Below are 20,570 nucleotides of genomic sequence, written 5' to 3'. Positions count from 1 at the left end.
GCATGCTATGCGGCGTCAGAGTTGATGGCTAGTCCGTGCGATACCTGTCAACTGCGAGCGCGCGCACAAGCATCATGCCAGCAGGATCTGGCTACTTAACCGGTCTGAAGACGATGCCAGGCGGCACCATTGACTTGTTCGCCGTCGGCCGCTTGGATTGCGGCCTGACCAGATGGCCCGCTGCTCGGAGAAATGAGCGGCACAGCAGGCGAGCGATCTCCCAACGTCCCACTTTCATGTGGATCGGTCATTGCCAGTTGGCCGCTTGATACGATCTGATGAAGCGGCGCAGGACGCCCGAATAGATAGCCCTGTGCTTCGTCGCATCCTTCCGCGCTCAGTAAGGCGAACTGCCCTTCCGTTTCAATCCCTTCCGCCAGAATTGGGATATCAAGGCTCTTGCCGAGCGCCAGAACGGCACGAATGATCGCCTTGGCCTGTGGGCTGCATTCGATCTCCTGCATGAATGAACGATCGAGCTTGATCTTGTTGAACGGAAATGCGCGCAGCGTTTCGAGCGAAGAGTATCCCGTTCCAAAGTCGTCAAGCGCAATGCTGACGCCGAGCGCTCGGATCTGGCGCAAAATGTGCAGCGAACGATCCTTGTCCACGAATATCGTCGATTCGGTCAGTTCAAGCTCGAGCCTTTCAGGCGACAGTCCCGTATCAAGCAGAACCTCGAGAATGAGCTTGGGCAGATCGTGGTGCACCAGCTGAATCGGAGAGAGGTTGACCGCCACCTTGTATTGAGGCTCCCAGACTGCTGCCTTCGCGCAGGCGGTTCGCAGCACCCATTCGCCGATCTGCAGAATGAGACCGTTCTGCTCGGCCAACGGAATGAATTCCGACGGCGGAATAGATCCGCGCTGCGGGTGCTCCCACCGCAGCAACGCCTCGTAGCCGCAAATTTCCCCTGTCGTGACAGACGTCTGCACCTGATAATGAATATCCAGCTGATTGTTCTCAAGTGCATCGCGCAACTCGCCGACCAGATTTCGTCGCGCACGGACCAGGTCACCCATGGATGGGTCGTAGAAGCAGGCGGCTCGCGCAATATCCGATTTGGCGCTGTACATGGCCAAGTCTGCGTTACTGATCAAGGTAGCCTTGTCAGAGCCATTGTCGGGGTAGATCGCGATCCCGAGACTGGCCCCCGGAGCGATCTCAACGTTATCGAGCTGGATCGGTCGAGAGAAGGCGTTTTCGAGCCGTTTAACAAAATCCTCTAGAGCGGTCACATCGCGCAGTCGATGAATGGCCATGAATTCGTCGCCACCGAGCCGCGCGGCAAACTCACCTTCGCGGAGCAGGTTTGCGATGCGTTGCGCAATGACCCTCAATACCTCATCACCCGCTGCATGGCCGCGAAGATCGTTGATCTCTTTGAAGCGATCGAGGTCGATGCCAATCAGGGCGATCCTGGCGCCTGTCCTGCGGGCGAAGTCGAGTTCGTGGTCGAGGCGCGCATTAAAGCTCGCGCGATTCGGCAATCCGGTCAGGGTGTCATTCAGCGCCATGTAGCGGAGCTGCTCGTCGGAAGCGGCGCGCGTGCTATTGTCGATCAGGTAGCTGGCGAGCCCGGCGCCGACAACTACCAGCGCCACGCCGGCGACACAAATGGCCAATGTCCACAACGCCGCTGGATCGGAAAACGAGCCGTCCATGCGCATCGGCAAGACTTGGAACGCCGTCATGCCAGTGAAGTGCAGGCTGGTGATTGCCAACGCTAGGAGGCCGGTGGCGAGATACTTGTCGACTTCAGCGGCGCGGCGCATCGCAAAGTGCAGCGCCAAGCCCGAAAGAACGACTGAGAGCACAATCGAGGCATCCAGGTAGACCATATCCCACGACACGATCCCCTGGACCCGGTAGGCCATCATGCCGACATAGTGCATGGCGGAGATGGTCAGGCCAACAAGGCCACCTCCGATCGCGGGAATGGGCTGCGTTGAGCTGGTCGCCGCCAAGAGGAAGCCGGCGAATGTGCCGGCCATGGCCATCAAGAGCGACAGTATTGTCAGGATCGGATCAAAACCAACGGGCACGCCTGGGTCGAAGGCCAGCATCGCGACGAAATGCGTGCACCAGATCGCCGCCCCCGCGGCGACGGCCGTAAGGAAATGCCAGCCGAGGCGCTGCGCTCCCTGGGTGTTGGATGCTCGGTAGAACAGGCGGATGACCGTCCACGAGCCTCCTGCGCAGATGAGCGCCGCAATCAGCACAAGCCAGATATTGTGTGTGAGGAAAACACAATTGAGTATTGTCATCAAAGTTACCAACCTCTGCGCGGACACATCGAGATTCCCACGCAGGATATGTCCGCGGGGGCGCTCCGACCGACCGTAGCGACGGACTCTTTAATGCTTCCTGCAAGAGCTGCTGGCCCGGGGATCAAATGAATTCATGTCGGTGAAGTCGTTTCATTCCCCAGGGCAGCGGCAGAAGGTTGCCTGCGCAACGACTACAGCTGGCGCCTGTCATTCGAACCGGCCGCGGATCGGTGCTCCAAAGTGGAACCCGCGACTTGGGCGAAGTTCCTCCGAATGATCTTTCGTACCTTAGAAATCCGGCTGTCAAAGTTGGTCGATTTATTCACAGCCATCGAATAATTGCGTCCCGACGGAAGGAATGCCTCCTTCCAGAGAATCAATTCTCCACTCTCCAGATGCGGGCGAACCAGAAACAGCGGAAGAATGGCAACGCCAACCCCCTGCAAGCACATCGCCAGAGCCGCGACGTAGAGTGAGCATCGCACCTGTCGCACGTCGGATGGCTGCTCGAATCCCAGGAGCGGGAGCAAAGCCTCCACGCCCTTTGTCGTAATGAATGTATTGCCGTCGGTCGATTTCGACGAAGTCACCGGCGCGACGATCTCGCTCATCAATTCCTCATACTCGAACAATCGATAGGAATTTCCCGTCGTTATGAAGACGTCGCAATTGATTGGACTCACCACGTCGTCAATCGTTGTATTTGTCGCGACATCGACATCCAAGCCGCTTTCCAGCAGTTCCTTGACTATGCCTGGCATGATCGATGCCGAAATTGACGTGCAGCAGGTTATGCGCAGCTGGTCTAGCCTCTCCCGCGACGCATCATTGATGGAGTGTTTGATGTCCGTAAATGACTCCATCAAACGGTTCCCCAACAGCGCCCCCGTTTCCGTGAACTGAATTCCATCGACGTCGCGTACAAACAGAGTTCGGCCAACTTCTTCACTTACAATCCTGATCTGATGACTGACGGCGCTGGCGGTTATGTTGAGTTCCTCGGCCGCGCGCGAGAATGATTTCAACCGAAAAACGGCTTCGTAAACCTGATAGCGACGCAGGTACATCTCGTCATCCTCATGGACATTTCAGATACGCGAGCCGCCCGACGGGGCGTTTGGCATTATTGTCGCCGGCGCGATGCCTAGCAATTTCGAGCCTGGCTCCGCAGGCAAATCGCAATCCGCATCCGCCAAGGTATACAGGCCGCAGGCGCGACCGGGGCCGTGACGGAAGGTTGGAAACAAGGGAGTCCGCGGCCGGTTCCGCGAAGGTTGACCGATGGAGTATATCCAGCGCCCGTCTGCGTGTTCCCCGATTCGGGGGTGTCCGAACGAATAAACGGGACAAAAAGTTCCTCAACGAATCCCCGCAAACCGTTTCAAGATTCGTACAATCTTGAACCGAAAGCACGGCAAATAAAATTCACACTGATGAAAATAATCTGCGCAGGCGATGTATTGAAGTTGACCAGCTACGCCGACATCAATGGTGGATGAGAACGACGCCGGTAACAAGCGCAGGCCGATATGGCGCGTAGTCGTCTTGATGAGATCGATCGGATGATCGGTGCGAATATTCGACAGCGACGCATTTTAGGCGGTCTGACGCAGGCAGCGCTCGCCGGGTTCATTGGGGTTTCGTTGCTGCAACTGCAAAGATACGAGGATGGGGCCGACGGAATTTCTGCCAGGAAACTCTGTATGATCGCTCGATTATTCGGGCTGCCGATGGACGCCTTTTTCGTGGAGCTCGATACGTAGCATTCGACATGGTTGCACCTTGGCGATCCACTCAGGCGCCCTCTGGCTCGCAGCCGTTGAACCTGAGTCAATCAAACTAGAGTTGCTCGTTAGTGAGGTTACGATTCGTCTCCTCGCGCAACGGAGGAGACGGCCGCCGCGCGCATCTGCATGTGCGCTTGGTGATGCGCCAATGTCAGTTGCTGGCTGATATGCGACAGCTCGGTCGCGGCGGCTTCGGCGGCTTCACCGGCGGGCCCGGCGACGCGGGCGAACATCTCGGCCTCATAGGTGCGAACCGCCTCGCGCCAATCCAGCGTTCCAACCAGGTGCCGTGCCAGCTCCGCCGCATCCAGCATCGCCGCGTTGACGCCTTCACCGCCGAACGGCGACATCAGATGCGCGGCATCGCCGAGCAGGGTGATGCCCGGGCGGTTGGTCCAGTGATGGCCGACCGGCAGCGCGTGGATCGGGCGGAGGGCGAATTGGTCGTTGCTGGCGCGGAACAGATCGAGCAGGGCATCGGCCCAGCCGTCGAACTCGCCGAGCAGCGCGCTGCGCATCGCGGATGGCGAGCTGACGTCGAAGCGCCGTTCGGCCCATTCGACCGGCACGCGGAAGATCGCATAGCCGCGCAGATGCGCCCTTCCATTGCGCTGGACGATCAGGTTGCGGCCGGCGCTCTCGGCGCCCATCTTGCCGCGGCCGACCAGCTGCGAGAGGGTAGGGTGCTTCGTATCGACCTCGTCGATGCCGAACTCGATGAAGGTCAGCCCGCTATATTGCGGCTGATAGCGCGACACCAGCGGCCGCACCCGCGACCACGCGCCGTCGGCCCCGATCACGAGATCGAACGGCCCCTCGCGTGCGCCGTCGAAGACGAGATCGTAACGGCCGTCATCACGCGGCTGGACCACGCGCAGGCCACGGCCCCAGGTCACGGCACCAGGCGGCAGGGAACGCAGCAACAGGTCGCGGAGCGCCGTACGATCGACCTCGGGACGGTCGCCGGTCATGTCGTCATCCGCCAGCAGCAGCCGGCCATCGTCGGTGTAGAGCCGGCTGCCCTGGTCTTCGTAACGTGCGATGCGCAGGAATCCCTCGGTCAGCCCGGCGCGCGCCAGCGCCAGCTGGCCGCTGTCGGCATGCAGGTCGAGCGTGCCGCCCTGCGGCCGCTCGTCTGCCGAACCTTCCCGCTCGAACAGGCTTGCCTCGATCCCGGCAAGGTGCAGCAGGCGTGCGAGGGTCATGCCGCCTGGGCCGGCGCCGATAATCGCGATGCGAATGGAACTCATGGACACCACGCTGACATCAAGTTACATAGGAGACTATGTAGTATAAATAGGTGCCTATGTAAATGGAGGGATTGTGACCGATTGGGACCTGTTCGATCGTCCCGCACCGCTGGTCAACATGGCCTCGCGCAGCTTCTTGCGGCTCGGCGAGCGGCGGGTGAAGCCGCTCGGCTTCAGCATCGGGCAATTGCCGGTGCTGTATCTGCTGCGTGATGGCAAGGCGATGTCACAGCGCGATCTCGCTCGCGCCGCGAAGGTCGAGCAGCCATCGATGGCGCAAATCCTGGTGCGGATGGAGCGCGACGGCCTCATACAGCGCACGCCGATGCCGGGCGACGGCCGCAGCCAGTTGGTCTCGCTGACCAAGGCGGCGAGGGCGAGATTGCCGGCCGCGCGCAAGGCGCTCCATCGCAGCCAGGACCAGGCGCTGGCCGGCTTCAGCGCGGCCGAGGCAGCGACGTTGCTCGATCTGCTGCGGCGGCTCAACCGCAACCTCGACCGCATGGTCGCGGAAGAGGTCGAGAGCGGGGAAGCCGTCGATGCGTAGGAAGTCGGGCGTGCGGCCATGCAACGAAAAGGCCGGGAGCGAGATCCCGGCCTTTTCTCCTTCGTCATTCCGGGGCGCGCGAAGCGCGAGCCCGGAATCCATTTCGACGCGTGTGATGCTGATCAATGGATTCCGGGTCTACGCCTGGCGGCGCATCCCGGAATGACGAGGTGGATCAAGCCCGATCTTACTCCGCCGCTTCCGTCGCCTTCAGCGTCGGATAGTCGGTGTAGCCCTTGGCACCGCCGCCGTAGAAGGTCGCCTTGTCCCACTCGTTGAGCGGGGCGCCGGCCTTGAGCCGCTCGGCCAGGTCGGGGTTGGAGATGAACGGCTTGCCGAACGCGATCAGGTCGGCCGCACCTGCCTCCAGCACCTTCTCCGCCAGCGCGACGTCGTAGCCGTTGTTGGCGACATAGGCCTGCTTGAAGCGCTTGCGCAGCGAGGCGTAGTCGAACGGCGCGTTGTCGCGCGGGCCGCCGGTCGCGCCCTCGATGACGTGGATATAGGTCAACTTCAGCGCATTGAGCTGGTCGACGATGTAGTCGAACAGCGGTTGCGGATTGGCGTCGGAGACGTCGTTGGCCGGCGTCACCGGCGAGATGCGGATGCCGGTGCGCTCGCCGCCGGCCTCGGTGGTGACCGCCTTGGAGACTTCCAGCATCAGCTTGGCGCGGTTCTCGATTCCGCCGCCATAGGCGTCGGTGCGCTTGTTGCTGCTGTCCCTGGCGAACTGGTCGAGCAGATAGCCGTTGGCGCCGTGGATCTCGACGCCGTCGAAGCCGGCCGCCAGCGCATTCGCGGTCGCCCGCTTGAAGTCCTCGATGATGCCGGGGATCTCCGACAGTTCGAGCGCGCGCGGCTCGGAGACGTCGGCGAAGGTGCCGTTGACGAAGGTCTTGGTCTTGGCGCGGATCGCGCTCGGCGCCACCGGTGCGCCGCCGTTCGGCTGCAACGAGGTGTGGGAGATGCGGCCGACATGCCAGAGCTGGATGAAGATGCGGCCGCCGCGCTCATGCACGCGATCGGTGACCTTGCGCCAGGCCGCGACCTGCTCCTTCGAATAGATGCCGGGCGTGTCCTGGTAGCCCTGGCCCTGCTGCGAGACCTGACTGGCTTCGGTGACCAGAAGGCCGGCCGAGGCGCGCTGGCCATAATAGTCCACCGCGAGCGGGCTCGGCACCATGCCGGGCGGCACCGCGCGGTTGCGCGTCAGCGGCGCCATGACGAGGCGGTTCGGCAGCGTCAGTGCGCCAAGCTTGAAGGGCTCGAAGAGTTTGGTCGGTTGGCTCATGGGCAAATGTTCCGGATGTGATGGATGCAGGAGACTTGTGCATTGTCGCGGTCAGCGCAATGGCCTGTCCATGCGCGGTTTGCAGGCTAGCTGCGCACGATTCCGCCCATGTGGCCGGCATCGAGGAACAGGGTGTGCGCGTTCACGTAGGAGGATTCATTCGAAATCAGGAACAGCGCGGCATAGGCGACCTCCCAGCCGGTGCCCTGGCGGCCGAAAGGCACCGTCAGGGCGCGATCCGATCGCCGGCGGCTGGCATCGCGGCCCATCGGCGTGTCCATGAAGCCGGGCGCGATCACGTTGCAGCGAATGCCCTTGTCCTCGCCGGCCCGTGCGATCGCCCGGCCCAGCGCGATCTGCGCCGCCTTGGAGGATTCATAGGCGGGATTGCGGCCGCCGGCGCGCTGGCTCGCCATCGACGAGATCAGGATGATCGCGCCGCCCGGCGCCATCAGATCCAGCGCCTTCTGCGCGAACAACATGTGGCTGCGCACGTTGACGGCATAGTCGCGGTCCCAGGCTTCCGCCGTCATCTTGGGCAGCGACAGGCCGGAGGAAATCCCGACATTCAGCGCCAGCCCGTCAAGCCCGCCGAGCTGTTTGGCGCAGCGTTCGACCGCGGGCGCGATCGCCGCGATGTCGGATACATCGACCACGTCGGTGAAGGCCTTGCCGCCTTCGCCGGTGATCTGCGCAACGGTGTTGTCGGCGGCTTCCTTGTTGACGTCGAGGCAGGCGAGCGCGGCGCCCTCGCGCGCGAACAGCACGCTCATGGCGCGGCCGTTGCCGATCGGCGGCTCCGCGTCGACGGTGGTGCGCTGTCCCGCGCCAACGACGATGATGCGCCGCCCGGCGAGGCGGCCATGGTTCTTGGCAAGCCCGAGCGCTTCGGCATGCAGCGAGGCGGAGGGATCGATGGCTTTCGGTGCGTGGGTTGTGGTCGACATGAGCGTGCTCCCTGACGTCTTGTTGTTGTCAGGGAGCAGTAGCATGCCGGCGCGCGCGAGGCGACGTGACCGCTTGATCTTCGGCGAAGACGAAAATCCCGCGGCGGGGAATATGACGTCAGCTGACGCCGAGGAAGTCGCGCTTGCCGACCTCGACGCCGTTGTGGCGCAGGATGCCGTGCGCGGTCACGGCGTGGAAATAGAAGTTCGGGAACGAGAACGCGCTAAGGAATTGCTGGCCCTTCAACGTCATGGTGCGCTCGGCGCCGATCGGGAAGGTGACGTCCTTGGCGTCGGCGCCGTCGAACTGCGCCGGCTTGAACGACTTCACATAGTCGATCGTCTTGGCCAGCCGCTGCTTCAGTTCGGCGAAGCTCTTCTCGGTGTCGGGCGTCGAGGGCACGTCGCTGTGCGTCAGCCGCGCGCAGCCCCGCGAGGCATGATCGCAAACCAGTTGAATCTGCTTGGTCAGCGGCAGCATGTCCGGATAGAGCCGCGATTCCAGCAGCACCTCGGGGGCGATCTTCTTGGCCTCGCAATGCGCCTCGGCCTTGGTCAATTCGCCGGTGAGGCTGTTGAGGATCTGAAGATAAGCGGGGACGACGGCGTCATAAAAGGACATGTGATGCTCCCTGGGTCTGATGAAAATCCGGATGTGACCGAACGGCGATGCTGCAAGTGGGGCCGCGGTTGGAAGAATACAACTGCGGACCGCTGTAACAGTCGGTCAAATATTCTTTGTTTTTCCCGTCATCCTGAGGAGCGCGAAGCGCGTCTCGAAGGATGCACGGCCCCAGTCGGGCCGTCGACCCTTCGAAGCTCGCTGCGCTCGCACCTCAGGGTGACGGGGAAAGAGAGGGCGTAGCCCGGCGGGGCGCAGCGCAATCCGGGGAGCCACGTTGTTTGTCCTCCCAGATCTTACTTCGCTTCATTCGGGCTACGGAATGTGAGCCGCGAGGCTACCGCATCCCCGGCACCGCGGCGTCGGCGGCCGGTTGGGCGCGACCGCCGCCGCGCATCCGCGCCAGCAGCTCCGCGGTCGGCCAGGAATCCGCCGGCAGGCCGTACTTCATCTGCATCGCCTTCACCGCGCTGCGGCTCGCCTGGCCGAGCACGCCGTCGATCTTGCCGACATCGTAGCCCGCGCGCGCCAGCAGCGATTGCAGCTCCTTGATCTCGTTGAACGGCAGTTGCGCGACCGGGGCGTGCGGCCGTTGCATCGGCGGCGCGCCCGCGATGCGGCTGGCGAGATAACCCGCGGTGGTCGAATAGATCAGCGAGTTATTCCACTCGGTATAGGCGGCGAAATTCGGATAGGCGAGGAACGCCGGACCCAGCCGCCCCATCGGCAGCAGCAGCGAGGCCGGCAATTCGTCGTTCGGCAACGCCTTGCCGTCGGTCGAGGTAACGCCCAGTGCGACCCATTTCGAGCGCGGCAGCTTGATCGTGAGGTCGGCCTGGTCCCACGGAAAACTCGTCGCCTGCGGCACGCGCACTTCCTGAAGCCACGGCTCGCCGCGCCGCCACTTCAGCCCGTTGGCTATGTAGTTCGCGGTCGAGCCGATCACGTCGGGGCCGCTGGCGAGCAGATTGCGATGGCCGTCGCCGTCATAGTCGACCGCATAGTTGAAATAATGCGTCGGCAAAAATTGCGTCTGGCCGAGCTCGCCGGCCCAGGAGCCGATCATCTCGTCGGGCGAGAGATCGCCGCGCTCGATGATCTTCAGTGCCGCGATGGTCTCGCCCTGGAACATCTCGGAGCGGCGGCAGTCATAGGCCAGCGACACCAGCGACCTCAGCGTCGGCAGATTGCCCATCTGGGCACCGAAATCGCTCTCCAGTCCCCAGAACGCGGCGATCACCGCCGGCGGCACGCCATATTCCTTCTCGGCGCGTGCGAACGCGGCCGCGTAGGTCCGGATGTGCTGCTGGCCCTGCTGCATGCGATAGTTTGCGGCCATGCGGCCGGCGAACTGGGTGAAGATCTGCCCGAACACGCGCTGGCCGCGGTCGCGATTGACGATGCCCTGGTCGTAGACCAAATAGGGCGCGGCCTCCGCGATGGTTGCCTGCGAGACGCCGGCGGCCACCGCCTTCTGCTTCAGCTCGGCGAGGAAGCGATCGAAGCTCTGGCCGTTGTGGCAGGACGCCGCCCTCGGCATCGCTACTGCGGCCGGGCGCGCCCTGGCCGGGGCCGGGGCAGCGGGATTGGGCAGTAGCTGCTGCGCCAGGGCGGTCGTCGAGAGCGCCAGCGCCGCCGCCAACACAGCGATCACGATCGGGACGCGGGGGGAAGATGCTGGCATCGATATCACCGGCTTGAATAGGGGGATAAGACCTCCTGCATACACCAGGGCGATACCGGGCAACAACGGGGCATCGCCGTTAGACCAATTGGGCTTCGGCAGAGTGAGTCGTCGCCGCTATGATCGACAAGTGATTCGCGGGCAGGGGTGTCGGCGGATCGATCACGCCCGGAGGGACCCATGTGGAGTTTTCTCGAGCGTCTCTTGGATTCGTCGACGCTTTCGCCGCATGGCATCTGCCTGTTGTGGGAGCCGGAGCTGATCTGGCTCCACGTGATTTCAGACGCCATCATTGCCGCTTCGTACTTCTCGATCCCGTTTGCGCTGGCGATCCTCGTCTCCAAGCGGCGCGATTTCCAGTTCGGCTGGATGGCCTGGCCGTTTGCCGCCTTCATCCTCGCCTGCGGGCTGACCCATGTGTTCTCGATCTATACGCTGTGGGTTCCGATCTACGGCCTCGAGGGCCTGGTCAAGGCGCTGACCGCAATCGCCTCGATCTTCACCGCGGTGCTGCTGTGGCCGCTGATCCCGCGCATCCTCGCGATCCCGACCGAGGCGCAGCTGCACGAGGCGCATGTCGCGCTTGCCGAGGAGGGGCGGCAGCGCCAGCGCTCCGAGTTCCTGCTGGAGCGGTTCCGCGAGGCCGAGGTCAATGAGAGCAAGATCCGCCAGGCGCAGAAGATGGAAGCGGTCGGCCAGCTCACCGGCGGCATCGCGCACGACTTCAACAACATCCTCACCGTCATCACCGGCACCATCGACATCCTGTCGGATGCGGTCACCCATAACCGGCAGCTCACCGAGATCACCGGCCTGATCCGCGATGCCGCCGACCGCGGCGCATCGCTGACCCGGCATCTGCTCGCCTTCGCGCGCAAGCAGCCGTTGCAGCCGAGCGACGTCGACGTCAACGCGCTGATGGTCGACACCATCGAGCTGCTGCGGCCGACCATCGGCGATCACGTCGACATCGAATTCCGCCCGGTGCCCGATCTGCCGCGCGCGTTGGTCGATGCCAACCAGCTCGTCACCGCGATCATCAACCTCGCGCTCAACGCGCGCGACGCGATGCCGAAGGGCGGCCGGCTCACGATCGAGGCCCGCGCCGCCGAGCTGAAGCCGTCCGACGTGCAGGGCCATGACGGGCTTGCCGCCGGCGAGTATGTCGCGATCACGCTGGCCGACAATGGCCAGGGCATCGCCGAGTCCGATCTCGCCAAGGTGTTCGAGCCGTTCTTCACCACCAAGGACGTCGGCAAGGGCACCGGCCTCGGGCTCAGCATGGTCTACGGTTTCGTCAAGCAGTCCAACGGCCATATCGTGCTGGAGAGCGAGGTCGGCCGCGGCACCAGGGTCATGCTCTATCTGCCGCGCGCGGCGGCAGTCGCTCCGGTCGTGGTGCCCGAGCGGCGACATCCGGAGGTCCGCGGCGCGCAGGAAGTGGTGCTGGTCGTCGAGGACGACAAGCTGGTGCGCACCTATGTGCTCGCCCAGATCGACAGCCTCGGCTACACGACGCTGTCGGCCAACAACGGTGCGGAGGCGCTGGCCGTGCTCGACAGCGGCGCCCCGGTCGATCTGCTGTTCACCGACGTCATCATGCCCGGCGCCATGAATGGGCGCGATCTTGCCGCCGAAGCGCAGCAGCGGCGGCCCGGTTTGCGGGTGCTGTTCACGTCGGGCTACACCGAGAATGCGATCGACCAGGACGGCAAGCTCGAGCAGGGCATCCTGTTCCTGGCCAAGCCCTACAGCCGCGCCGAGCTCGCGCGCTTGCTGCGGGTCGCGCTGCGCGACGAGGAGACGGTGATCGCGCAGCAGGAGCCGGCGGAGTAGGCGCGACCCGGAAGACGGATTCGTAGCCCGCATGAGCGAAGCGACGTGCGGGGCAGTCTCCCCGCATGTCACTGCGCTCCATCCAGCCTACGGATCGCCGCACATGACCAATCGTTAATCCGCGCCGCGTCGCTGCGACGCACGGCGTGCCCTTGCGACGCTCGCGGCAAAATCACTACCTCAACGGCGTCAGTTGTGGCAGCATTCCGCCTGCCGTCAGGGAACCACGATGAATTATTTTCGTACCGCGCTCCTGCTTGCCGGCCTCACCGCCCTGTTCATGGGTGTCGGCTATTTGATCGGCGGCGGCACCGGCGCCGTGCTCGCCCTCATCGTGGCGGCTGCGACAAATCTGTTCGCCTACTGGAATTCCGATCGCATGGTGCTGTCGATGTACGGCGCCCATCAGGTCGATGCGCGCACGGCGCCCGAACTCTACAATCTGGTCGCGGAGCTTGCGCAGCGCGCCGCGCTGCCGATGCCGCGTGTGTTCCTGATGGACCAGCCGCAGCCCAATGCGTTCGCGACCGGCCGCAATCCGGAGAACGCGGCGGTCGCCGTCACCACGGGCCTGATGCAGCAGCTCAGCCGCGAGGAGCTCGCTGGCGTGATCGCGCACGAGCTAGCGCATATCAAGCATCACGACACCCTGACCATGACGATCACGGCGACGATCGCCGGTGCGATCTCGATGCTGGCTCAGTTCGGCATGTTCTTCGGCGGCAACCGCAACAACAACGGTCCCGGTATCATCGGCTCGATTGCGATGATGATCCTGGCGCCGCTCGGCGCCATGCTGGTGCAGATGGCGATCAGCCGCACCCGCGAGTACGCCGCCGACAATTTCGGCGCGCGCATCGTCGGCCAGCCGATGTGGCTGGCGTCCGCGCTGGCGAAGATCGAGAACGCCGCGCACCAGGTGACCAACATGGAGGCCGAACGCAATCCGGCCACCGCGCACATGTTCATCATCAACCCGCTATCGGGCCACGGCGTCGACAATCTGTTCTCGACCCATCCCTCGACCGCAAACCGCATCGCCGCGCTCCAGCAGCTCGCCGCCGAGCTCGGCACCCAGACCGCGCCGCGCAACACCGGCGCGACCTATCCGCAGCGCAGTCCATGGGGCGGATCATCGGGCCAGCGCGGGCCTTGGGGGTGAAGTCTTGAGGTTGAAGCCTCGGGGTTGAAGCTCGCGTCCGGATGCAGGCTCACGCCGGCGCCGTAAGCAATACGTCGTCCATGAACAGCGCGTCGATGCCGGATTTGCGGAAGGTGACGATCGCGTCGGTAGGCGTGCAGACGATCGGTTCGCTGTCGTTGAACGACGTGTTGACGACGAGCGGCACGCCGGTCTCGGCGAAGAAGCAGGAGATCAGCTGGTGAAAGCGCGGGTTTGATCGGCGGCTGACGATCTGCACCCGAGCGCTGCCGTCCCGGTGCAGCACCGCGGGGATCTGATCGCGCCGCTCCGGCCGCACCGGACAGGCAAACAGCATGAATTCGTGGCTGGCCGTCAGCGGGCCGATCTCGAACCATTCCTCGGCATGCTCAGCCAGCACGCTCGGCGCAAACGGCCGGAAATCTTCCCGGTGTTTGACCTTCTGATTGAGGATGTCGCGCATGTCCGGCCGCCTCGGGTCGGCGAGCAGCGATCGGTTGCCAAGCGCGCGTGGCCCGAATTCCATGCGGCCCTGGAACCAGGCGACGATCTTGCCGCTGGCGATCATGCCAGCGGCATCGCGCGCTGGCGTCTTGCTGCGCCGCGCCTTGAGGCCGGCGGATTTGACCGCGGCGAGAATGGCTGGCCGCTTGAATCCAGGCCCGAGATAGGGCGTCGCGTTGCCGCGCTCGGGCGGGCGCTTCTGCTTGACGCAATGCACGGCATAGGCGGCGCCGATCGCGGTGCCGGCGTCGTGCGGCGCCGACGGGATGAACACATCGCTGAATTCGCCGCAGCGCCGGACCAGCTCGTTGGTCACGCAATTCAGCGCGACACCGCCGGCAAGGCACAGATTGTCGAACGGCACCCTGCGCTTGAGGCGGCGCACCGCGGCGATGACAGCGGCATCCGTCGCGGCCTGCAATGCCGCCGCCATGTCGGCATGCCGCGGCAGGATCTCGTCGTCCTCGTAGCGGCCCGGACCGAACACGGCTTCCATTCGGGCGTAACGCTCCGGGCTGTTGCCGAGATAATCCGGCGACACCCCGTAGTTCACCTCGTTGGCGTGCATGATCGATTGGAACTGCTCGCGATACACGTCCGGATCGCCGTAGGCGGCGAGGCCCATGACCTTCGAGGCGTCGTAATGCGAGAAGCCGAGATAGCCGCTGAACACCTCCCAGATGAAGCCGATCGAGTGCGGATACTCGAAGGTCTCGATGGTCTGGATCCGGGTGCCGATGGCCTTCGCCAGCGAGGTGCCCGCGGTCTCGCCGATCCCGTCGATGGTCAGGATCGCCGCGCGTTCGAAACCTGAGGGAAAATAGGCGGAAGCGGCGTGCGCCATGTGATGCGGCACGAAATGCAGCCGCTGTCCCAGCGATCGTCCAAGCAGTTCGTCGACGGCGCCGGGCACCTGGCCGAGCCGGAGCCGGAAGGTCTCCTCCAGTCGCGGGTCCCACCAGTCGGCGCGATACCGCTTGCGGCGCTGCCTGGGATCGAACGAGAAGCCGACATGATCGATGTCGCGTGCGGTGAGCCCGGCGTGCTTCAGGCAAAAGCGGATCGCACGTTCGGGGAGTTGGTGCGGGTTGTCGAACTCGGCCGGCTTGCCGTGCTTGATGCGGTTGAACCGCTCCTCCTCGACGGCCGCCACGAGCCTGCCGTCGACCAGCAGCGCGGCGGCGGACTCGTGATAGACCGAGTTGATTCCAAGGATGTTCACCGGTAGCTCCCAGGCACCTGACGATTGGGGAAGATTGCCCAATCTGCGCGCAACAGTGAGGCTTTATCGAGATTGCCTGCGAAAGGTCCGGGCGCAGACAAGACGCTGGTCCGCGATCGCATCCCGACCGTCGATGAGCCCGGCCATGCCGGAACGAATGGGCCAGTAAATCCTACTGCGCGCTGGCAGCATCCAGTCGTTCGACCTGTTCCTTGCTCAGCTCGAGCTTGGTTGCCGCGACAAGGGTCGCGACCTGCTCGGGCTTGGTCGCGCTGGCGATCGGCGCAGTGATGGAGGGCTTTGCCATCAGCCAGGCGAGCGCGACCGAGGCCGGTTCGGCGCGCCTTTCCGCCGCGACCTCGTCGAGACAGGCGAGGATGCGCATGCCGCGCGGGTTCATGTATCTCGGAATGCTGCGTGACCCGCGCGGGCTCTTGGCGAAGTCGCTTTCCGAGCGATACTTGCCGGTGAGGAATCCGGCGGCCAGCGAGAAGAACGTGATCACGCCGACGTCGTTCTCCCGGCACACACGCTCGAGCGCGCCTTCATAGCTCGACCGTTCCGCCAGGCTGTATTCGGGCTGCATGCTCTCGTAGCGCGGCAGCCCGTTTGCCTTGGCGATATCGAGCGCGCTCTGGAGCCGCTCTGCCGAGAAGTTCGAGGCGCCGATCGCCCTGATCTTGCCGGCCTTGATCAGTTTGTCATAGGCCGCGAGCGTGTCCTCCTGCGGCGTCGTCTCGTCGTCCTTGTGGGACTGGTAGAGATCGATGGTCTCGGTTTGCAGCCGTCGCAGCGAGTCCTCGACGGCGCGCGCGATGTAGTCCGGCTTCAGTCCGACATTACCGCCGCCCATGTCCATGCCGACCTTGGTGGCGAGGATGATGCGGTCGCGGTTGCCGCGCGACTTCATCCATTTGCCGATGATGACCTCGGACTCGCCGCCGCTATGGCCGGGTACCCAGCGCGAATAGACATCCGCCGTATCCAGAAACGTCAGCCCGTGGTCCAGCACGTTGTCGAGCAGGCGAAACGACGACGTCTCGTCGACGGTCCAGCCGAACACGTTGCAGCCGAAGCAGAGCGGAGGAACGGAGAGGCCGGAACGGCCGAGCGGACGATGCTTCATGCTTGTTCTTTCGATTATTGACTGATCGCAGGCGACGCGTAGACAGTGAGACGGATCGCGTTTGTTTGCAAGACGCAGTTCCGATCGTCATCAGGAAGGCCGGAAACAACGAGTGCGGCGCACCGAGGCGGCCATGCCAATCTTGCCGAGCAAAGGAGAGGCTGGCGCGATCAGAGGGGATCGGGCCCATAGCGGTTCGGACCGGTGGTGCCGGGGCGGCAGCCGAGCTCGACGATCGTCCAGACGCTGACGGCAAGCGCAGCCAAGTCGCACACGCTCGCAATCGCACCTCCAAGCATCGCAATGGCCGCAAGGATCACAGGGCCGAGAAAGAACAACAGCAGCCACCAGCCGCTCTTGTCGCGATCGTGCAGACGCTTCTTGCTCACCGCGATTTGGGAGTTGAACATCAGGACGCCCGCGATCAACGCGACGCAGACCGCGAGATACGGCATCAAGCTTCCCAACACGATCATGACGAACAACAGCAGGAGAAGCAGGATCACCCAGGCGATGCACGCTCTCCAGTAGCCGGCTCGCGAAATCCGCCCGTCGAAATTGAACAGCAGGTCGTGCAATTGCTCGCGACCTTCGGGTATCGGGAGCAAGTCGAGCAAGCCGACCTCCGCTGCAATGCTTGAAGAACGCAGGCTGGTTTAACGGCCCGGATCATACTCGTTATACGGGTGTCCGCAAGCCGCGCCGGGATTGCCCATCCGCATTCCGGCAGCCGGACAGCGCCGATTACATACGTGTGCTTCGCTCAGCTTGGCTTCGCCGTCTCGTCGTCCCCCGATTCCTCTCCCGAGTCGGCCTTCGGCGGCCAGGCACCGCGCCGGACCAGCGCCTCGTGCAGCAGCTTCTCGATCTGGCCCTGGCGCGAGCGGAATTCCGCGGCGGCCAGGCGATCGAGGATATCCAGCAGCGGGCTGCCGAGCCGCAGCAGGATCGGCTCCTTGTCCGGCCCCTTCGGGCGCCCGCGCTTAGGCATACAGCGTTCCGGTGTTGACGACCGGGGTGGCGTCCTTGTCGGAGACCAGCACGACCAGCAGGTTCGACACCATCGCCGCCTTGCGTTCGGGATCGAGGTCGATGTCGGTCTGCTCCTTCAGCTTCTCGAGCGCTTCCCTGACGATGTCGACCGCGCCGGCAACGACGAGCTTGCGCGCGGCGATGACCGCGCTCGCCTGCTGGCGGCGCAGCATCACCGGGGCAATCTCCGGTGCGTAGGCGAGGTGGTTGATCCAGGCCTCGTCGATGGTCACGCCGGCCACCGCAAGCCGCTCCTTGAGCTCGACGACGAGTTCGTTGGTGACCTGATCGCCGCTCTCGCGCAGCGACAGCGTGCGCGCGGCGACCTGGTCGTGGCTGACGACTTCCTCGGGACCGGCATGCGTAACCGCCTCGTCGAAATCATAGGGATGGCGGCCGGCGATGTGGCGCAGCGCCGATTCGGTCTGCGCGCCGACGAAGTCGGCATAGTCGTCGATCTGGAAGATCGCCTTGGCGCTGTTCTCGACCCGCCAGACCACCACGGCGCCGATCTCGATCGGATTGCCGATCAGGTCGTTGACCTTCAGCTTGCCGCACTCATGGTAGCGCACCCGCTGCGACACCCTCGCGATCTTGAAGAACGGCACGGTGGCGCGCAGGCCTGGCGCGGAATCCGTGCCGACATAGGCGCCGAACAGTGTCAGCACTGCGCTTTCGTTCGGCTGCAACGAATAGATCGACCAGCCGGACAGGATGGCGCCGACGAGACACAGCAGCGCGCCGAGCAACGACCAACTCGAGACCTGGAGATCGCCATGGCCATCGCGGGAGAAAGCGCCATAGGTGATCCAGCAGGTGAGCACGAGAAGCACGAGCGCGATCAGAAGCGCGACATAGCCGCTGCCGACGAGCCTGGCAGGGCGGTCATCGACCCTGACCTTGATCGTGGAAAGGCCCGAACTGGAATGATCTTGCATGGTCATGGGAGCAAACCCCTGATGCATCCAGCATAATTGCTGATATTTTTTGATATCATAAAATAACGAAGTGCAGAAGCCGGCATGCGATGACATTGCCGCGATGGGCTTATTTCGTAGCCAGAACAACGACCTAGAGAGCACGTTGCTAGAGCCTGGTGGTTCCAAATCTCGCGCAAGACGTCGATCGGAAACCAGCTACGACGCGCGAAATGAAGTAGAGAGTGCGGTGTATGTACAGACGTTGCTGGCGGCGATTTGCGCGGCGGCATGGCTTGGGGTTGGGGTCTGAAGGTGCATCACTCGGTTTTTGGCTGCGCGGCAGCGGCGGTGCGCGCGGGATTGCCTGTCCGTATGATCGGGCTGGCCTGCAGTCTTGCGATCGGTTGTGTGCTCGATGGCGTTGCCCCACACGAGGCGGCAGCGCAGGTGCCATTCGCGCTGTTTCAGCCGGCGCGGCAGATCGAACTGGCGGAGCCGCTGGTGCGCGACGTCACCGGGCCGCCGACGGTCAGCCAGCGGCTCGACGGCACTGCGTTCTTTGTCGACGATCTCGGCCACATGCTGACCGCGCGCCATGCCGTCGCGGACTGCGTCCGCATTGTCGTCAGCAAGGAAGGCCGCTCCGTCACTGCGCGCCTGGTGGCGCTGGCCGCGACCGACATTGCATTGATCAAGGTTCCGCGAACGCTCGGCCTTGCAGCGGTATTCCCGCGCGCGACTGTGTCGGCAGCCAACGACATGGTGTTCGCCGAGGCCTATGACCGGCTGAAGCCGATGCTTGCGCATGGCGGTGCGCTCGGCAATGCGTTCGTCGATGGCACTCAGCGCGATCCCCAGCATCTCGTGCTGCGCTCGAATGTCACATTCGGTACCAGCGGTGCGCCGGTGCTGGATTCCCGCGGCCTGGTCGAGGGCGTGGTGAGCCGCCGGACCACGATCGATCGCGTGCTGGCGGTCGATGCCGCGCACGCCAAGTCGTTTCTCGAGACCCAAGGCGTCCGCATCCAGGAAGACGACCGGCCACAGATGAGCGGCACCGCGTCACGGGCGCATCGCGCCGCCAGCATCTCGGCGCGCGTCACATGCCTGCAACAATGAGCGACTAGTTGCTCGCGGATCGATGTTCGCGCGTCGTCCTGTCAGCTGCTGCCTGCGGTCAACCCTTGTCCAGAACCATGCTCATCTTGCGGGGCACGCTCGTGCTCTCGTTCGGCCTGCTGATCCTCTCCCCAGCGCCGGGCCATGCCCAGAACACCGACTTTCGCAATCCTGAACAGGCGCCGCCATCCTGGGCGCAGTTCGCCAAGCTGGTGAAGTACCGGTTCGAGGAATGGATCGCGGCCGACGAGACGGTTGCCAATCGCTTCCGCAACTGGGTCATCGAGCATTCCGGCAAGGAGAACGGGCCGCCGCCGACGCTCGTGGTGCGCGCCTGGCTCAACCCGGACGGCACCGTCGAGCGCGTCACGTTTGCTGCGCTCAGTGACGCCGGCGCGACCGAGGATCTGCGGACCATCCTGAAACGCGGCAATGTCGGCGAGGCGCCGCCGCCGGAAATGTTGCAGCCGCTCAACCTGCGCTTCTCGCTCAACCTGAAGAAGCCCTGAGCGGCTTCAGTCGCGCGGCGCCAGCGCGAGCTCCAGCAACGCGATACGCTGCAACGCATCGATCTCGCGCTCGCCGTCCTTCGCCGTGCGCAGGATCGATTCCGCGATCGTCTTGATATGCGAACTGCTGACCGGATCGGGCAGCGTCGCAACCGAAGACTCCAGCGCCCGTGTCATCAACTCGATCACCTCGGGCGCAAACGCTGCATTGGAAAAGTTCTTCATTGCTCGGAATGCCACTCAAATCTTCAGGGAATCGCCCCGCGGCAGATAACGCCTGATCAGCGTCGCAGTTCCGGTTGCTTTAGATTTTGTCTAATTCAAAACAGGGGTGTCGTCGTGTCGACGCGCGCTTGCAAAGCATGCCGAGAGACGCACTGTCGCGTGCTTGATGCGCAACACTTCGTCGCGCAAGCGCTGATGTGGAGAGGTTCTAGGTTTCGAATCGAGGCCCCACAATTTTCGTTGCGCTAGATCATCACCGTTGCTGACGCAGTCGGCGTGACGGGGATGGGGCAAGTGAATTTTTTTCAAGACGTTTGGTCGGGCGGCAAGCCTGAGTGCGGCGAGCTGTGCCATGGTTTCAATCAGCGCATTCGAGCCGGCGCATGCGCAATCGCAAACGCTCCCTCCCGTCACGGTTGATCAGCCGAAAGCCCCGACCGTGCGCCGCGCCGCGCCGACCCGGCGTGCGACGGCGCGCGCGCCGGTGCGCCGGCAGCAGGCGGCTGCGCCGCTACGG

At 63.8% G+C, this 20,570-nt stretch carries 19 protein-coding genes; 6 read left to right on the top strand and 13 right to left on the bottom strand.

The features are described from left to right. Positions 1-95 precede the first annotated feature (95 nt). Positions 96-2,267: a putative bifunctional diguanylate cyclase/phosphodiesterase gene (locus B2W55_RS33830; protein WP_063830185.1), complete on the bottom strand. Its 2,172-nt coding sequence runs from the start codon at positions 2,265-2,267 to the stop codon at positions 96-98. Between the two features lie 194 nt (positions 2,268-2,461). Continuing rightward, the gene (locus B2W55_RS33825; RefSeq protein ID WP_024580407.1) at positions 2,462-3,337 is read right to left on the bottom strand and encodes a LysR family transcriptional regulator; all 876 of its coding nucleotides are present in this window, start codon (positions 3,335-3,337) and stop codon (positions 2,462-2,464) included. A 462-nt stretch (positions 3,338-3,799) separates the two neighbouring features. Between B2W55_RS33825 and B2W55_RS33820 the strand changes: the two genes are divergently transcribed. Continuing rightward, complete coding sequence (locus B2W55_RS33820; RefSeq protein WP_024580408.1) at positions 3,800-4,033, top strand: helix-turn-helix domain-containing protein; 234 nt, start codon at positions 3,800-3,802, stop codon at positions 4,031-4,033. A gap of 98 nt (positions 4,034-4,131) precedes the next feature. Here B2W55_RS33820 and B2W55_RS33815 read toward each other — a convergent pair whose 3' ends face one another. Continuing rightward, positions 4,132-5,307, bottom strand: a complete 1,176-nt coding sequence (locus tag B2W55_RS33815; protein WP_024580409.1) for an FAD-dependent oxidoreductase — start codon at positions 5,305-5,307, stop codon at positions 4,132-4,134. 73 nt (positions 5,308-5,380) lie between these two features. Here B2W55_RS33815 and B2W55_RS33810 point away from each other — a divergent pair, with 73 nt between their 5' ends. Beyond that, on the top strand, positions 5,381-5,854 hold the full coding sequence (locus B2W55_RS33810) for a MarR family winged helix-turn-helix transcriptional regulator (RefSeq protein ID WP_024580410.1): 474 nt from the start codon (positions 5,381-5,383) through the stop codon (positions 5,852-5,854). 187 nt (positions 5,855-6,041) lie between these two features. On the opposite strand, the gene B2W55_RS33805 is transcribed toward B2W55_RS33810, so the two are convergent. From B2W55_RS33805 to B2W55_RS33790, 4 genes are all read right to left on the bottom strand, one after another. Continuing rightward, positions 6,042-7,145 (bottom strand): alkene reductase, encoded by a 1,104-nt coding sequence (locus tag B2W55_RS33805; RefSeq protein WP_024580411.1) that lies wholly within the window; start codon positions 7,143-7,145, stop codon positions 6,042-6,044. Positions 7,146-7,231: 86 nt separating this feature from the next. Continuing rightward, on the bottom strand, positions 7,232-8,092 hold the full coding sequence (locus B2W55_RS33800) for an SDR family NAD(P)-dependent oxidoreductase (protein ID WP_024580412.1): 861 nt from the start codon (positions 8,090-8,092) through the stop codon (positions 7,232-7,234). Between the two features lie 118 nt (positions 8,093-8,210). Continuing rightward, positions 8,211-8,714, bottom strand: coding sequence for a DUF1993 domain-containing protein (locus B2W55_RS33795; protein ID WP_024580413.1), 504 nt, complete (start codon positions 8,712-8,714; stop codon positions 8,211-8,213). A gap of 337 nt (positions 8,715-9,051) precedes the next feature. Further along, positions 9,052-10,398, bottom strand: coding sequence for a lytic murein transglycosylase (locus B2W55_RS33790; protein ID WP_043855632.1), 1,347 nt, complete (start codon positions 10,396-10,398; stop codon positions 9,052-9,054). Positions 10,399-10,578: 180 nt separating this feature from the next. On the opposite strand from B2W55_RS33790, the gene B2W55_RS33785 reads away from it, so the two are divergent. Next, a complete protein-coding gene (locus tag B2W55_RS33785) occupies positions 10,579-12,234 on the top strand; it encodes an ATP-binding protein (protein ID WP_024580415.1) in 1,656 nt (551 codons plus the stop codon). A 229-nt stretch (positions 12,235-12,463) separates the two neighbouring features. Continuing rightward, positions 12,464-13,396, top strand: a complete 933-nt coding sequence (gene htpX / locus B2W55_RS33780; RefSeq protein ID WP_024580416.1) for a zinc metalloprotease HtpX — start codon at positions 12,464-12,466, stop codon at positions 13,394-13,396. 49 nt (positions 13,397-13,445) lie between these two features. Here the strand turns inward: htpX and B2W55_RS33775 are convergent, their stop codons facing one another. From B2W55_RS33775 to B2W55_RS33755, 5 genes are all read right to left on the bottom strand, one after another. After that, complete coding sequence (locus B2W55_RS33775; RefSeq protein ID WP_024580417.1) at positions 13,446-15,122, bottom strand: carbamoyltransferase family protein; 1,677 nt, start codon at positions 15,120-15,122, stop codon at positions 13,446-13,448. A 172-nt stretch (positions 15,123-15,294) separates the two neighbouring features. Next, positions 15,295-16,248 (bottom strand): aldo/keto reductase, encoded by a 954-nt coding sequence (locus B2W55_RS33770; protein ID WP_024580418.1) that lies wholly within the window; start codon positions 16,246-16,248, stop codon positions 15,295-15,297. Positions 16,249-16,418: 170 nt separating this feature from the next. After that, entirely contained in the window at positions 16,419-16,865 is a 447-nt protein-coding gene (locus B2W55_RS33765) for a DUF805 domain-containing protein (RefSeq protein WP_024580419.1), read from the bottom strand. Positions 16,866-17,011: 146 nt separating this feature from the next. Then, a complete protein-coding gene (locus B2W55_RS33760) occupies positions 17,012-17,239 on the bottom strand; it encodes a hypothetical protein (protein WP_024580420.1) in 228 nt (75 codons plus the stop codon). Continuing rightward, entirely contained in the window at positions 17,232-18,224 is a 993-nt protein-coding gene (locus B2W55_RS33755) for an SPFH domain-containing protein (RefSeq protein WP_063830186.1), read from the bottom strand. Before B2W55_RS33755 ends, B2W55_RS33760 begins: the two co-directional genes overlap by 8 nt. A 348-nt stretch (positions 18,225-18,572) precedes the next feature. On the opposite strand from B2W55_RS33755, the gene B2W55_RS33750 reads away from it, so the two are divergent. Together B2W55_RS33750 and B2W55_RS33745 are read left to right on the top strand one after the other, a co-directional pair. Then, a complete protein-coding gene (locus tag B2W55_RS33750; RefSeq protein WP_024580422.1) occupies positions 18,573-19,319 on the top strand; it encodes a S1 family peptidase in 747 nt (248 codons plus the stop codon). A 77-nt stretch (positions 19,320-19,396) separates the two neighbouring features. Beyond that, the gene (locus B2W55_RS33745) at positions 19,397-19,828 is read left to right on the top strand and encodes a hypothetical protein (protein ID WP_024580423.1); all 432 of its coding nucleotides are present in this window, start codon (positions 19,397-19,399) and stop codon (positions 19,826-19,828) included. A gap of 6 nt (positions 19,829-19,834) precedes the next feature. Here B2W55_RS33745 and B2W55_RS33740 read toward each other — a convergent pair whose 3' ends face one another. Continuing rightward, positions 19,835-20,053: a hypothetical protein gene (locus tag B2W55_RS33740; RefSeq protein ID WP_024580424.1), complete on the bottom strand. Its 219-nt coding sequence runs from the start codon at positions 20,051-20,053 to the stop codon at positions 19,835-19,837. Between the last annotated feature and the right edge of the window lie 517 nt (positions 20,054-20,570).

The sequence above is a fragment of the Bradyrhizobium sp. UBA2491 genome (assembly GCF_002341725.1).
Lineage (GTDB): Bacteria > Pseudomonadota > Alphaproteobacteria > Rhizobiales > Xanthobacteraceae > Bradyrhizobium.
The sequence above is the reverse complement of the archived record's forward strand: the minus strand, read 5'-3'. Positions and strand labels throughout refer to the sequence as shown.

Bases quoted from the DNA above. Each gene is read 5' to 3' on its own strand.
- B2W55_RS33830 (WP_063830185.1), bottom strand. From the start codon at position 2,267: ATGACAATACTCAATTGTGTTTTCCTCACACACAATATCTGGCTTGTG.
- B2W55_RS33825 (WP_024580407.1), bottom strand. From the start codon at position 3,337: ATGTACCTGCGTCGCTATCAGGTTTACGAAGCCGTTTTTCGGTTGAAA.
- B2W55_RS33820 (WP_024580408.1), top strand. From the start codon at position 3,800: ATGGCGCGTAGTCGTCTTGATGAGATCGATCGGATGATCGGTGCGAAT.
- B2W55_RS33815 (WP_024580409.1), bottom strand. From the start codon at position 5,307: ATGAGTTCCATTCGCATCGCGATTATCGGCGCCGGCCCAGGCGGCATG.
- B2W55_RS33805 (WP_024580411.1), bottom strand. From the start codon at position 7,145: ATGAGCCAACCGACCAAACTCTTCGAGCCCTTCAAGCTTGGCGCACTG.
- B2W55_RS33800 (WP_024580412.1), bottom strand. From the start codon at position 8,092: ATGTCGACCACAACCCACGCACCGAAAGCCATCGATCCCTCCGCCTCG.
- B2W55_RS33795 (WP_024580413.1), bottom strand. From the start codon at position 8,714: ATGTCCTTTTATGACGCCGTCGTCCCCGCTTATCTTCAGATCCTCAAC.
- B2W55_RS33790 (WP_043855632.1), bottom strand. From the start codon at position 10,398: ATGCCAGCATCTTCCCCCCGCGTCCCGATCGTGATCGCTGTGTTGGCG.
- B2W55_RS33785 (WP_024580415.1), top strand. From the start codon at position 10,579: ATGTGGAGTTTTCTCGAGCGTCTCTTGGATTCGTCGACGCTTTCGCCG.
- htpX (WP_024580416.1), top strand. From the start codon at position 12,464: ATGAATTATTTTCGTACCGCGCTCCTGCTTGCCGGCCTCACCGCCCTG.
- B2W55_RS33770 (WP_024580418.1), bottom strand. From the start codon at position 16,248: ATGAAGCATCGTCCGCTCGGCCGTTCCGGCCTCTCCGTTCCTCCGCTC.
- B2W55_RS33760 (WP_024580420.1), bottom strand. From the start codon at position 17,239: ATGCCTAAGCGCGGGCGCCCGAAGGGGCCGGACAAGGAGCCGATCCTG.
- B2W55_RS33755 (WP_063830186.1), bottom strand. From the start codon at position 18,224: ATGACCATGCAAGATCATTCCAGTTCGGGCCTTTCCACGATCAAGGTC.
- B2W55_RS33750 (WP_024580422.1), top strand. From the start codon at position 18,573: ATGATCGGGCTGGCCTGCAGTCTTGCGATCGGTTGTGTGCTCGATGGC.
- B2W55_RS33745 (WP_024580423.1), top strand. From the start codon at position 19,397: ATGCTCATCTTGCGGGGCACGCTCGTGCTCTCGTTCGGCCTGCTGATC.
- B2W55_RS33740 (WP_024580424.1), bottom strand. From the start codon at position 20,053: ATGAAGAACTTTTCCAATGCAGCGTTTGCGCCCGAGGTGATCGAGTTG.